Source organism: Streptomyces litmocidini (assembly GCF_014649755.1).
Classification (GTDB): Bacteria; Actinomycetota; Actinomycetes; order Streptomycetales; family Streptomycetaceae; genus Streptomyces; species Streptomyces litmocidini.
This window is the reverse complement of sequence record NZ_BMTQ01000001.1, coordinates 434,152-447,558: the sequence shown is the minus strand read 5'-3', so window position 1 is coordinate 447,558 and position 13,407 is coordinate 434,152. Positions and strand designations below refer to the sequence as shown.

Genomic DNA, 13,407 nt, shown 5'->3' with positions numbered 1-13,407 from the left:
AGTGACAAGTGGACTCATGAGGAGGAACCCATGCGCGGTGCCAAGAGCGCCAAGTGGGTAGTGGGCGCGATCGTCGTCGCCCTGGCAGCGACCGCCTGTGGCGGGGGCAACGACAACAAGGGCAGCGATGCCAAGGGTGGCGGAGTGTTCCGCATGGGCATCACCGAGCCCACCGCCATCGACCCGGTGAACGCCCAGGAGTCCGAGGGCATGGTCATCGCCCGCGCCCTGTTCACCCAGCTCTACGACGTTTCCGTCGACGGCAAGCTCATCCCGAAGCTCGCCGAGTCCGGCACGTCCGCGGACGGCAAGACCTGGATCTTCAAGATCAAGTCCGGCACCAAGTTCACCAACGGTGAGGTCGTCGACGCCGAGGCGTTCATCCGCGGCTGGACCCGCGTCGCCGCCAAGGCCTCGGCCTCCGACGTCTCGTACCACATGGCCGGCATCAAGGGCTACGACGCCCTGAAGGGCGGCAAGTCGGACAAGTTCGCCGGCCTGTCGGCCCCGGACGCCAACACCCTGAAGGTCGAGCTGGACAAGGCCGACTTCGAGTTCGACAAGAAGACCGCCCACGCGGCCTTCAGCCCGGTCCCGAAGGTCGCCGGCGCCGGTGACAACAAGAAGTTCAACGACGCCCCGATCGGCAACGGCGCCTTCAAGATGAAGGGCAGCTGGAACCACAACCAGTCGATCAGCCTCGTCCGCAACGACGACTACGGCCTGGAGAAGGCCAAGCTGGACGGCGTCGAGTTCAAGATCCTGAACCCGGCCAACGGTTCCCAGCTGGAGTACACCGGCTTCCAGTCGGGCGAGTTCGACTACGCCCGTATGCCCACGCCGCAGCTGCCGGTGGCCAAGGCCAAGTTCGAGCCGCAGGGCGAGTGGTACTCGGCCGACTTCTCCGGCATCAACTACCTGGTCGTCTTCAACCAGAACGCGCCGTTCAACAACCCGGACGCGCGCAAGGCGATCTCCTACGCGATCGACCGCGAGGCCATCGCCAAGTCCGTCTTCCAGGGCATGCAGAAGCCGGCCACGGCCTTCCTGCCGCCGTCCTTCTCCGCCGAGTACCAGGCCGGTGTCTGCTCCACCTGCGTCAAGCAGGACAAGGCCAAGGCCAAGGAGTTCGCCGCCAAGGGCGGTCTGAAGCCGGGCACCGTCGTCAACTTCGGCTACAACACCGGTGCGGGCCACGAGGAGTGGGTCCAGGCCGTCGCGCAGCAGCTGAAGGACGTCCTCGGCGTCGAGGTCAAGCTGGACGGCAAGCCGTTCAAGGAGGCCCTGGCCACCCAGCAGGAGAAGAAGACCTCCGGTCTGTGGCGTTCGGCGTGGACCGCCGACTACCCGACCGCGGACAACTTCCTCGCCCCGCTGCTGAGCACCGCGGGCATCGGTGAGGACCCGGCGACCGGCAAGGCGCAGGGCGACAACCGCAGCCGCTACTCGAACCCGAAGTTCGACGAGCTGCTCGACCAGGCCCGCCAGGAGAAGGACGCCGCCAAGCGCGCCGAGCTCTACAAGCAGGCCGAGAAGCTGGCGATCGACACCGACCAGGCCGTCGTCCCGCTGTGGCAGCGCACGCAGTACCGCCTGGTGAACACCAAGAAGTTCGACGGCATCAAGATGGACTTCTTCGAGGACCCGACCCTCGCGGAGATCTCGCTCAAGAAGTAAGAGCCTCCTCTTGGCAGGTAGGCGAAGGCCGTGGGGGCGGAGTCACTTCTTCTCCCCCCCACGGCCTTCGCCGAGTCCCGGCGCGCCCCTGTCTTCGGTTCCTCAGGCGCCCGGATGCGGCCCGCTCTCCCGATCGGACGACGCGGCCGCCCATCCCCACGCTCAGTATGTGAAGGAGGCATCGTGGGCAGATATGTGATCCGCCGACTCGGGCAGATGATCGTCGTCCTCTTCGGTGCGACCGTCGTTCTCTTCTGCACCTTGTTCATCCTGCCCGGCGACCCCGTCGGTTCCCTCGGTGGCGACAAGGCCCGCGACCCGGCCGTGGTGGCGGAACTCAGAGAACGCTACGGTCTGAACGACCCCCTCCCGGTCCAGTACGGGAACTTCGTCAAGAACCTGGCGCAGGGCGACCTCGGTGAGGACTTCACCCAGCGCCGTCCGGTGACGGAGATCCTGCAGCCGAAGCTGGTGAACACCGCCAAGCTCGCCATCGCGGCCATCATCATCGACATCGTGATCGGTGTGCTGGCCGGCCTGATCGCGGCGCTGTTCCGGTACTCGTTCTGGGACGTGTTGATCACGCTGCTCACCACGTTCGCGGTCGGCTTCCCGTCGTTCGTCATCGGCATGGTGCTGCAGAAGTTCTTCGTCGTGGACCTGGGCCTGTTCCCGCTGATCTCCGACGGCACGCTCAACTCCATGATCCTGCCCGCCTTCACGCTGGCCATCCTCGACGCGGCCCTGGTCGCCAGGCTCATGCGCGGCACCATGCTCGAAGTGCTGCGGGCCGACTACGTCAAGACGGCGGTCGCCAAGGGGCTGCCCCGTCGGACCGTGCTCCTCAAGCACGTCATGCGCAACTCGATCATCCCTGTGGTCACGTACCTGGGTATCTCCTTCGGCACGCTCCTGGGCGGCGCCCTGATCACCGAGGCGATCTTCAACTGGGACGGCATCGGCCTCGCCCTTGTCCAGGCGGTCCAGCAGCAGAACAACCCGATCATCATCGGCGTGGTGACCTTCGGCGTCGCCGTGTTCGTTCTGCTCAACCTGATCGTCGACCTGTTGTACGCGGTTCTCGACCCGCGTATCCGTCTCGCCTGATCCCAGGCAGCCCCTTCTAGGAGTCACACCCATGACCGAGCTCACCAAGAGCGACGCGGGGGCGGGGACCGCTCAAACGGCGGCCGTGCCTGCCGAGGCCGAGCCCGCGATCAAGCGGATCACGCAGTGGGGCGAGATCCGCCACCGCTTCATGGCCAACAGGCTGGCGGTCGTCGGCCTGATCATCGTCGGCCTGCTCCTCTTCGCGGCCGCGTTCGCGCCGCTGCTCGCCCCGTACGACCCGCTCCACCAGGACCTCGCGAACACGCTCGCCTCCCCGGGCGGGGAGCACCTGCTGGGCACCGACGCCCTCGGCCGCGACCAGCTGTCCCGCATCATCTACGGCGCCCGGATCGCCGTCATCATCGGTCTCGCCTCGATCTTCCTGGCGTGCCTGATCGGTGTCGTCATCGGCGCCCTGGCCGGTTACTTCGGCAAGGCCATCGACTCGGTGCTGATGCGCGTCGCCGACGTGTTCTTCGCCTTCCCGCTGCTGATCGGCGCCATCGTCATCATCATCGTGATGGGCCGCGGCGTCGCCCCGGTGGTCATCTCGCTGGCGGTCTTCTCCTGGCCGACGGTCTCCCGGCTGCTGCGCAGCTCGATCCTGTCGGTCCGCGAGGCGGACTACGTGCTGGCTGCCCGTGCCCTCGGCGCCGGCACCACCCGGATCATCGTCCGCCACATCATCCCCAACTCGATCGCCGCCGTCATGGCCTACGCCGCCTTCAGCGTCGGCAGCGCGATCGTGGCCGAGGCCGCCCTGTCCTTCCTGGGCGTAGGCGTCAGCCCGGAGGTCGCGGAGTGGGGCAACATGCTCTCCGCCGGCCGTGACTTCCTCGGGGTCAAGGACTACCTGTGGGTCTACCCGTCCATCGCGATCGTCCTGACGGTCCTTGGTTTCGTTTTCGTCGGCGACGGGCTGCGTGACGCCCTTGACCCGAAGCTGCGCTGAGAGGGCGGCACCACACCATGACTACTTCCCACGTCACCGCTGACGTGCCCGCACAGCGCGGCACGGACGGCGAGACGCCTGTGCTCGAAGTGCGCGACCTGCACGTCGAGTTCAAGACCCGCGAGGGCATCGTCAAGGCGGTCAACGGCGTCAACTACAGCGTCAAGGCCGGCGAGACCCTCGCCGTCCTCGGCGAGTCCGGCTCCGGCAAGTCCGTGACCGCCCAGGCGATCATGGGCATCCTCGACTCGCCCCCCGGGCGGGTCGCCAAGGGCGAGATCCTCTTCAAGGGGCAGGACATCCTCCAGCTCCCGGAGGCCGAGCGGCGCAAGCTGCGCGGCCCCAAGATGGCGATGATCTTCCAGGACGCGCTCTCCGCGCTGAACCCGGTCTTCTCCGTCGGCAACCAGCTCGGCGAGATGTTCCGCGTCCACCAGGGCATGTCCAAGAAGGACGCGAAGGCCAAGGCCATCGAGCTGATGGACCGGGTGAAGATCCCGGCCGCCAGGAGCAGGGTCGGCGACTACCCGCACCAGTTCTCCGGCGGCATGCGCCAGCGCATCATGATCGCGATGGCCCTGGCCCTGGAGCCGGACCTGATCATCGCGGACGAGCCCACCACCGCCCTCGACGTGACCGTCCAGGCGCAGGTCATGGACCTGCTGGCGGAGCTCCAGGCCGAGTACCACATGGGCCTGATCCTGATCACCCACGACCTCGGCGTCGTCGCCGACGTCGCGGACAAGATCGCGGTCATGTACGCGGGCCGGATCGTCGAGCAGGCCCCGGTCCACGAGCTGTACAAGCGCCCGGCGCACCCGTACACCCGCGGTCTGCTGGACTCGATCCCGCGCCTCGACCAGAAGGGGCAGGAGCTCTACGCGATCAAGGGCCTGCCGCCCAACCTGCTGAAGCCGCCGACGGGCTGCGCCTTCAGCCCGCGCTGCCCCAAGGCGCAGGACATCTGCCGTACCGAGCTGCCGCCCCTCGTGCCGGTGAGCGAGCAGGACGGCACCGAGCTGGTCGGCCGTGTCAGCGCCTGCCATTTCTGGAAGGAGCAGATCCATGGCTGAGCCCATCAAGAAGGACGAGGCCGCCGTGGACGTGACCGCGGTCGAGGCCGCCATCGAGCGGAAGGTCGACCGGGGGGAGCCGATCCTCCAGGTCCGCAACCTGGTCAAGCACTTCCCGCTGACCCAGGGCATCCTCTTCAAGAAGCAGGTCGGCGCGGTCAAGGCCGTCGACGGCGTCTCCTTCGACCTGCACCAGGGCGAGACCCTCGGCATCGTCGGCGAGTCCGGCTGCGGCAAGTCCACCGTCGCCAAGCTGCTGATGCTGCTGGAGACCGCCACCGCCGGCGAGGTCTTCTACAAGGGCCAGGACATCACCAAGCTGTCCGGGCGCGCCCTGAAGGCCGTCCGCCGCAACATCCAGATGGTGTTCCAGGACCCGTACACCTCGCTGAACCCGCGCATGACGGTCGGCGACATCATCGGCGAGCCCTTCGACATCCACCCCGAGGTGGCCCCGAAGGGCGACCGGCGCCGCAAGGTGCAGGAGCTGCTCGACGTCGTCGGTCTGAACCCGGAGTACATCAACCGGTACCCGCACCAGTTCTCCGGCGGCCAGCGCCAGCGCATCGGCATCGCCCGCGGCCTCGCGCTCAACCCGGAGATCATCATCTGCGACGAGCCGGTCTCGGCCCTGGACGTCTCCGTCCAGGCGCAGGTCATCAACCTGATGGGGAAGCTGCAGGACGAGTTCAACCTCTCCTACATCTTCATCGCGCACGACCTGTCGATCGTCCGGCACATCTCCGACCGCGTCGGCGTCATGTACCTCGGCAAGATGGCCGAGATCGGTACGGACGAGCAGATCTACGAGCACCCGACGCACCCGTACACCCAGGCGCTGCTCTCCGCGGTGCCGGTGCCGGACCCGGAGGCCCGCGCGAACCGCGAGCGGATCATCCTCACCGGTGACGTCCCCTCGCCGGCCAACCCGCCGTCGGGCTGCAGCTTCCGCACCCGCTGCTGGAAGGCGCAGGAGAAGTGCTCGCAGGAGGCTCCGGTCCTCGCGGTCCCGGAGCGCTTCAAGGGCCAGGACACCCCGGCCGCCCACTCCTCGGCGTGCCACTTCGCCGAGGAGAAGCAGATCGTCCCGGTGCACTGACGCACCGGCACGCCGTCTGATCCGGTCCGTCCGGAACCGAGAGGCCCCCGGCCACCCGCAAGGGTGTGCCGGGGGCCTCTCGGCGTTCCCCGCCCCCGCCTCCGTCCCGCGCGACGCCGCCGGGGGCGGGAACGTCCCACGGGACGGGCGTGCGGGCGTCCCGTTCCCGTCCCGCGTCCCCCGGCCCGTCCCGTGACCCCTGCGGGACGTCGCCGCCCGCCGACGCCCCTGCCTCGACCGTCGACGGCGCCCCGTCCCACCGGGCCGGCGCCCGGGACGGACCCGGTCCGCCGGGACGGCCAGGACGGGCGGCGGGACTGGCAGCGTGTGCCGCGGCGCAGCCAACCGCCGCCCACCGCACACCACTTCAGGACCAGGGGTCACCATGAACGCGCTCACCAGAAAGTTCGCCACCGTCGGCTCGGCCCTCGCGATGGCCGGATCGAGCCTCCTCCTCGCCTCGTCGCCGGCCTCGGCCGCGACGTCCTGCTACGCCTCCACCTGCGAGGGCCTGGACCCGTCCACGACCATCTGCCAGAACGACGCGCGCACCGTCATGGACAGCTACTACCCGGGCGTGGAGCTGCGCTACAGCCCCACCTGCCGGGCCGCCTGGGCGCGGTACAGCATGGGCGCGGCCTTCTCCTTCAAGGTCTCGGTCGAGCGCAAGGACTCGACCATGAAGTTCGAGACGCCGTACTACGGCAACGGGGCCACCGTCTGGACGCGGATGATCAACGACGCGGGCCTCTACGCGCGGGCCTGCGGTCGTGTCTCCGAGGCCGACTGGGGCTGCACGGGCTGGTACTAGGTCCCCGCACCGGAAAGGGGAGACCTCTTCGTGAACACCCTCACCCGCAAGCTCGCGACCGCCGGTTCGGCCCTCGCCCTCGCCGCGTCCGGTCTGCTCCTCACCCCGTCGCCGGCCTCCGCCGCGACCTCCTGCTACGGGCCGTCCTGCACGGGCCTGGACCCGTCCACGTCCGTCTGCCAGAACGACGCCCGCACGGTCGCCACGTCGAGCCGGGGCACCGAGCTGCGCTACAGCCCCACCTGCCGGTCCGCCTGGGCGCGGCAGAGCGGCGGCATGGCGATGACCATCTGGGTGGAGAGCAGCACGGGCCTGGAGCGGGCCGCCTACTACGGCGGCAGCGGCACCGTCTGGACCGCGATGGTCGACGACAAGGACATCGTCGACCGGGTCTGCGGTCACGTCGTCGAAGGCGGGGAGACCTGCACGTCGTGGTACTAGACCGAGACAAGGAGCCCTTCATCATGAAGCCGTTCGCCCGCAAGCTCGCGACCGCCGGTTCGGCCCTCGCGCTCGCCGCGTCCAGCCTGTTGCTCGCGTCGTCCCCGGCCTCGGCCGCGACCTCCTGCTACGCGTCGAGCTGCCAGGGCCTCGACCCGGCCTCGACCATCTGCCAGAACGACGCGCGTACCGTCGGCATCTCGGGCTGGAGCAATCTGGAGCTGCGTTACAGCCCCACCTGCCGGGCCGCCTGGGCGCGCCTCGCCGACGGCGGCCCGTACGGCCAGTACGTCACCGTGAGCCGCGAGGACGGCAACGGGGCCTACTCGACGCACTACTACGGCAACGGCGCCACCGTGTGGACCGCCATGGTGAACGACAAGGACATCAAGTCCCACGCCTGTGAGTACCGGGACGACGGCTCCGGCTACTTCAACTGCACGACGTCGTACTAGGAAGCGCGGGAGCGTTCTCGTGAACTCCTTCGCCCGCAAGCTCGCGACCGCCGGTTCCGCCCTCGCGCTCGCCGCGTCCGGCCTGCTGCTCGCGTCCTCCCCGGCGTCCGCCGCGACCTCCTGCCACGGGCCGTCCTGCACGGGCCTGGACCCGTCCACGACCGTCTGCCAGAACGACGCCCGCACCGTGCGGACCGGCGACTGGGGGGTGGAGCTGCGCTACAGCCCCACCTGCCGGGCGGCCTGGGCGCGCAAGACCTCCGGGGCGTCCTTCGACACCGACATCCGGGTCTCCAACAGCCGGGGCGACTCCCGGAGCGTCCACTACGGCGGCCACGGAACCGTCTACACCGCCATGGTGAACGACAAGGACGTCTCCGCCCGGGCGTGCGAGACGCGCGCCTACGCGACCATCGAAACCCACTGCACCGGCTGGTACTGAGGTACCGGGCCGCCGAGTTGAGGACCGTTCCCATCATGACCCCGGTCACCGAACCGACCCCCAGCCGCCGCTCCCTGCTCACCGGCGGGCTCGCGCTCGGCGCCGCGACCGTGCTGCCCCTGTGGGCGACCGCCCAGGCGCAGGCCGCGACCGGGCCCTCCATCGCGGACACCACCGCGTGGGGCGCCCGTCCGTCGAGCAGTCCCGTGCGGGTCCTGCCGACCCCGCCGGTGAAGATCATCGTCCACCACACGGACACGCCCAACACGACCGACTACTCGCAGTCCCAGGCCTTCCAGCTCGCCCGGTCGATGCAGAACTGGGCGATGGACGACCGCCACTGGATCGACACGGGCCAGCACTTCACCGTCTCCCGCGGCGCGTACGTCCTGGAGGGCCGGCACAGCAGCCTGGCCGCGCTCCAGGGCGGCACCCAGACCGTGGAGTCGGCGCACTGCACCGGGCAGAACACCGTCGCCATCGGCATCGAGAACGAGGGCACCTACCTCACGGTCGACCCGCGCGGCGAGCAGTACGCGAAGCTGGTCGAGCTGTGCGCGTACATCTGCCGCCAGTACGGGCTGCGCGCCTACCAGATCTACGGGCACCGGGACTTCAACGCCACCGAGTGCCCCGGCGACCGCCTGTACGCGATGCTCCCGCAGCTGCGGCGGGACGTCGCCGCCCGCATCGGCGGGGACCCGACGGCGCCGGTGTGGCCGCTGCTGCACAGCGGCGACGGCGGCGACCGCGTCCGCGCGCTCCAGCACCTGCTCGTCCGGCGCGGCGCCACGATCACCGTGGACGGAAGCTTCGGTCCGGCGACCGAGCAGGCCGTACGGGACTTCCAGACCCTCGTAACCGCGACGTCCGACGGCTACGCCGGCAACCAGACGTGGCACCAGCTCTCCGTGCCCGTACGGCAGGGCGACACCGGCGAGGCCGTCAAGGCCGTCCAGCTCCTGCTCACCGCCAAGGGCGTCCCGACGGGCGTCGACGGCGTCTTCGGCCCCGGCACGCTGGCCTCGGTCGCCACCTTCCAGAACACGGCCGGACTGTCTGCCGACGGCCTGGCCGACGCGCGCACGTTCAGCCGTCTCCTGGCCTGACACCGAGCCCTGACCCGGATCCGGGATCCCGGATCCTCCGCGCTCCGGGATCCCGGATCCACCGTCCGGGATCCCGGACGGGGGATCCGGCCCGGCCCCACCCCACAAGGAGAAACCCACCGTCATGTCGTCGACCACCCGGTCGTTCCGCCCCGCGCTCGGGGCCGTCCCCCTCGCGGCCGCCGCCGCGCTCGCCGCGCTGCTCGTGCTCATCGGCCTGGGCACGCCCGCGCACGCCTTCTCCGGCGCGTTCGTCCCCACCCAGAGCAAGGGCAACCGGGGCTCGGACGTCGTCGCCCTCCAGTACCTGCTCAACGGGCAGGGCGCGCAGCTCACCGCCGACGGCGTCTTCGGCTCCGGCACCGACACCGCCGTCCGCTCCTTCCAGTCCTCCCACGGCCTCGGCTCGGACGGCATCGTCGGCCCGAACACCTGGGGCGCGCTGACCGTCACCGTCCGGGAGGGCAGCCAGGGCGAGGCCGTGAAGGCCGTCCAGTACCTGCTCAACGCCAAGCGCGGCGCGGGCCTCACCGTCGACGGCGCCTTCGGCCCCGGCACCGCCTCGGCCGTCCGCACCTTCCAGAGCCACGCCGGTCTCGGCGCGGACGGCGTCGTCGGCCCGGCGACCTGGACCAACCTGCTCTGGCACTACGAGTACGCCGACTACAACGCCGGCACGATGTGCAACCAGAACCCGGACGGCAACTCCTCCGCCGACTGGGGCACCGGCGCCGCCATCGGCCAGCTGGAGGCCGGCGCCCGCGCCTTCGCCGCCCTCGGCCGCGGCAAGGTCCCCGTCGGCGACATCGCCTTCGAGCACGGCGGCACCATCTACGGCCACGCCACCCACCAGGTCGGCATGGACGCCGACTTCTGGCCCGTGCGCACCGACTCGGCGCAGTGCACCGGCTCCCGGATCACCTGGGACTCGGCGAGCTACGACCGCGCCGCCACCCGCGAGCTGGTCAAGGCCCTGCGCGCGGCGGCCCCCGGGCACGTGAAGCTCGTCTTCTTCAACGACCCGCAGCTGATCGCCGAGGGGCTGACCGTGCAGTACCCCAACCACGACAACCACCTCCACATCCGCTACTGCGAGGCCGTTCACCCGAACGCCGACTACCAGTGCTGACCCGCCAGTCCGAGGAGTTCCCCATGACCCGTACGAGAAGGCTGCCCGGTCTCGCGGGCGCGCTGCTCGCCGCCCTGGTCGCCACCCTGGTGGCCGGCCTGATGGGCGCCGCCCCCGCCCTCGCCGCCGACTGGCCCCTGGTCAAGAACGGCAACACCGGCGCCCAGGTGACCACCGTCCAGCACCTCCTCTCGGCCCGCGGCTACGCCACCTCCGCCGACGGCGTCTTCGGCGACGGCACCGAGTCCAAGGTCCGTTCCTTCCAGAGCGCGAGCGGCCTGTCCTCGGACGGCGTCGTCGGCGCCGACACCTGGTCCAAGCTGATCGTCACCGTCCGCAAGGGCGACAACGGCTCCGCGGTCAAGGCCGCCCAGACGCAGCTCAACCGGTACGGCGCCGGGCTCGCCGTCGACGGGGCCTTCGGCGACGGCACCGACGCCAAGGTCCGCTCCTTCCAGTCCTCCCACGGCCTCGACGCGGACGGCATCGTCGGCCCCGACACCTGGCGCGCCCTGGTCACCGGCTCCTCCGGCGGCACCGGCGGCGGCGGGGGCCTGCTGACCCAGGCCCAGGCGGCCTCCCTCTTCACGTCGGCCGGCATCACCTGGTCCTCCTCCGGCAACTGCTCGGACCGCTACAACAGCGCCTGCACCTCCTTCGAGGGCCTGCGCCAGGCGTCCGCCGACGGCGCCGTGACGCTGAAGCGCGCGAGCAACTGCGCCCTGAACATCACGGGCGGTACGGAGACGGGCCACGCGAGCGGCACGTACTCCCACTGGAACGGCTACAAGCTGGACTTCAGCCCGACCACCTGCCTGAGCAACTACATCACCGGCACCTTCACCTACTCCGGCACCCGGGGCGACGGCGCCGCCCTCTACACCGCGCCCTCGGGCAACGTCTACGCCCGCGAGAGCAGCCACTGGGACGTGACCTTCCTCAACTGACATCCGTCACGTCCACGCGACGCCCTCCCCGTTCGCGGAGAGCTTCGACTCCGCGAACGGGGAGGGTTCTCGTGTTCGACGAGGAGGGGTGCGGCTCCGGGGCCCCGGGCGGAGCGCACGGGCGGCCCGCGGCCCGGACGCGGGCCGTCGCGGAACGGCCGGGGCTCGGCTGCGGCCGACCGCCGGGACCCACTGCGGCCGACCGCCCCTGGCGGGAGGTGACGGTCTGCGGCGCGATCCCGCGCTTCCGGGAGCGGGAGTGCCCGCCGTTCGGTGCCGTGCAGCCGTGACGGACCGCCCCGACCGGTCGCCCCGACCGGTCGCCGTGGCGGAACGCCGTGACGGACCGCCATGACCGGTCGCCGTGACCGGTCGCCGTGACGCACCGCCCTGGCCGGTCGCCGTGACGGACCGCCGTGACGCCCGCCCCCCGGACAGCTGTCGCCGAGATGCGGCCCTGTCCGGGTTGCGGTGATATGGGGGCCTAAGTCTCGGCAAAAGTTACGGGAGGCACTCCATGCGCGGAGCCACGCACGCCAAGTGGGCCGCACTGGCCACCGCCGTCGCCCTCGCGGCGACGGCCTGTGGCGGCGGCGACAGCGGCGGCGGTGGCGGAGGGGCCGACGGCATCGTGAGTTCCTCGTGGGGCGACCCGCAGAACCCGCTGGAGCCCGCCAACACCAACGAGGTCCAGGGCGGCAAGGTCCTGTCCATGATCTTCCGCGGGCTCAAGCAGTACGACCCGAAGACCGGCGAGGCCAAGGACATGCTCGCCGAGAAGATCGAGACCACCGACTCGATGAACTTCACCATCACGGTCAAGAACGGGTGGACCTTCTCCAACGGCGAGAAGGTCACCGCGAAGTCCTTCGTCGACGCCTGGAACTACGGCGCGAGCCTGAAGAACAACCAGAAGAACTCCTACTTCTTCGGCTACATCGAGGGCTACGACAAGGTCCACCCCGACAAGGGCCAGCCCACCGCCGAGACCATGTCCGGGCTGAAGGTGACCGGCGACCAGACCTTCACGGTCAAGCTGACCCAGAAGTTCTCGACCTTCCCCGACACCCTCGGGTACGCGGCCTTCTCCCCCCTGCCCCAGTCCTTCTACAGCGACCACGCCGGCTGGCTCAGCAAGCCGGTCGGCAACGGCCCGTACACCATCGACTCCTACTCCAAGGGCTCCCAGATGGCCCTGAAGAAGTGGGACGCCTACCCCGGCCCCGACAAGGCCCAGAACGGCGGCATCACCCTCAAGGTCTACACCGACAACAACACCGCCTACACCGACCTCACGGCCGGCAACCTCGACCTCGTCGACGACATCCCCGCCTCGCAGCTCAAGAACGTCTCCGCCGACCTCGGGGACCGCTACATCAACACCCCCGCCGGCATCATCCAGACGCTCTCCTTCCCGTTCTACGACCCCGCCTGGAACAAGCCCGGGCAGGAGAAGCTCCGCACGGGGCTGTCCATGGCGATCAACCGGGACCAGATCACCCAGACGATCTTCCAGAAGACCCGCACCCCCGCCCAGGACTGGACGTCCCCGGTCCTCGGCGAGGCCGGCGGCTTCAAGGACATCTGCGGCGACGCCTGCAAGTACAACCCCACCGAGGCCAAGAAGCTGGTCGCCGAGGGCGGCGGCATCCCCGGCGGCACGATGACGATCTCGTACAACGCCGACACCGGCTCCCACAAGGAGTGGGTGGACGCCGTCTGCAACTCCATCAACAACGCGCTCGGCAACAACAAGGCCTGCGTCGGCAACCCGATCGGCACCTTCGCCGACTTCCGCAGCCAGGTCAGCACGCAGAAGATGAAGGGCCCGTTCCGGGCCGGCTGGCAGATGGACTACCCGCTCATCCAGAACTTCCTCCAGCCGCTGTACTACACGAACGCCTCCTCCAACGACGGCAAGTACTCGAACCCGAAGTTCGACAAGCTGGTCGACCAGGCCAACGCCGAGACCGACGCCCCGAAGGCCGTCGGGATCTTCCAGCAGGCCGAAGAGGTCCTCAAGGGCGACATGGGCGCCATCCCGCTCTGGTACCAGAACGGCAGCGCCGGCTACTCGGACCGGGTCGAGAACGTCTCCCTGAACCCCTTCAGCGTCCCCGTCTACGACCAGATCAAGGTCAAGTGACGCCGTAGCAGTTCGG

The 13,407-nt window shown here is 69.7% G+C and carries 13 protein-coding genes and 1 pseudogene; all 14 read left to right on the top strand.

Annotation, left to right across the window (positions count from 1 at the left end; all coding sequences use genetic code 11):
• Positions 1 to 30: 30 nt before the first annotated feature.
• The 14 genes and pseudogenes from IE180_RS02000 (at position 31) to IE180_RS01940 (ending at position 13,391) form a co-directional block, all read left to right on the top strand.
• Entirely contained in the window at positions 31 to 1,677 is a 1,647-nt protein-coding gene (locus IE180_RS02000) for a peptide ABC transporter substrate-binding protein (RefSeq protein WP_190154963.1), read from the top strand.
• A 183-nt stretch (positions 1,678 to 1,860) separates the two neighbouring features.
• Positions 1,861 to 2,784, top strand: a complete 924-nt coding sequence (locus tag IE180_RS01995) for an ABC transporter permease (protein ID WP_229860242.1) — start codon at positions 1,861 to 1,863, stop codon at positions 2,782 to 2,784.
• Positions 2,785 to 2,815: 31 nt separating this feature from the next.
• Positions 2,816 to 3,739: an ABC transporter permease gene (locus tag IE180_RS01990; RefSeq protein ID WP_190154961.1), complete on the top strand. Its 924-nt coding sequence runs from the start codon at positions 2,816 to 2,818 to the stop codon at positions 3,737 to 3,739.
• A gap of 17 nt (positions 3,740 to 3,756) precedes the next feature.
• Positions 3,757 to 4,812, top strand: a complete 1,056-nt coding sequence (locus IE180_RS01985) for an ABC transporter ATP-binding protein (protein WP_190154960.1) — start codon at positions 3,757 to 3,759, stop codon at positions 4,810 to 4,812.
• Positions 4,805 to 5,911, top strand: a complete 1,107-nt coding sequence (locus IE180_RS01980) for an ABC transporter ATP-binding protein (protein ID WP_190154959.1) — start codon at positions 4,805 to 4,807, stop codon at positions 5,909 to 5,911. The genes IE180_RS01985 and IE180_RS01980 overlap by 8 nt, the downstream gene beginning before the upstream one ends.
• Positions 5,912 to 6,296: 385 nt before the next feature.
• The gene (locus IE180_RS01975) at positions 6,297 to 6,722 is read left to right on the top strand and encodes a DUF2690 domain-containing protein (RefSeq protein ID WP_190154958.1); all 426 of its coding nucleotides are present in this window, start codon (positions 6,297 to 6,299) and stop codon (positions 6,720 to 6,722) included.
• Positions 6,723 to 6,752: 30 nt separating this feature from the next.
• Entirely contained in the window at positions 6,753 to 7,163 is a 411-nt protein-coding gene (locus IE180_RS01970) for a DUF2690 domain-containing protein (RefSeq protein ID WP_229860241.1), read from the top strand.
• A 23-nt stretch (positions 7,164 to 7,186) separates the two neighbouring features.
• A complete protein-coding gene (locus IE180_RS01965) occupies positions 7,187 to 7,618 on the top strand; it encodes a DUF2690 domain-containing protein (RefSeq protein WP_190154957.1) in 432 nt (143 codons plus the stop codon).
• Positions 7,619 to 7,637: 19 nt separating this feature from the next.
• Complete coding sequence (locus tag IE180_RS01960) at positions 7,638 to 8,060, top strand: DUF2690 domain-containing protein (protein ID WP_190154956.1); 423 nt, start codon at positions 7,638 to 7,640, stop codon at positions 8,058 to 8,060.
• A 35-nt stretch (positions 8,061 to 8,095) separates the two neighbouring features.
• Positions 8,096 to 9,169 carry a peptidoglycan recognition protein family protein gene (locus tag IE180_RS01955; RefSeq protein ID WP_190154955.1) on the top strand — a complete coding sequence of 358 codons (1,074 nt, stop codon included), beginning with the start codon at positions 8,096 to 8,098 and terminating at the stop codon, positions 9,167 to 9,169.
• A gap of 124 nt (positions 9,170 to 9,293) precedes the next feature.
• Positions 9,294 to 10,298, top strand: coding sequence for a penicillin-insensitive murein endopeptidase (locus IE180_RS01950; protein ID WP_190154954.1), 1,005 nt, complete (start codon positions 9,294 to 9,296; stop codon positions 10,296 to 10,298).
• A gap of 23 nt (positions 10,299 to 10,321) precedes the next feature.
• Positions 10,322 to 10,609, top strand: a pseudogene (locus IE180_RS37325) (peptidoglycan-binding domain-containing protein); the annotation flags it as partial.
• A gap of 9 nt (positions 10,610 to 10,618) precedes the next feature.
• Positions 10,619 to 11,245, top strand: a complete 627-nt coding sequence (locus tag IE180_RS37320; RefSeq protein ID WP_373302654.1) for a peptidoglycan-binding domain-containing protein — start codon at positions 10,619 to 10,621, stop codon at positions 11,243 to 11,245.
• 517 nt (positions 11,246 to 11,762) lie between these two features.
• Positions 11,763 to 13,391, top strand: coding sequence for a peptide ABC transporter substrate-binding protein (locus tag IE180_RS01940; protein ID WP_190154953.1), 1,629 nt, complete (start codon positions 11,763 to 11,765; stop codon positions 13,389 to 13,391).
• The last annotated feature ends 16 nt before the right edge of the window (positions 13,392 to 13,407 follow it).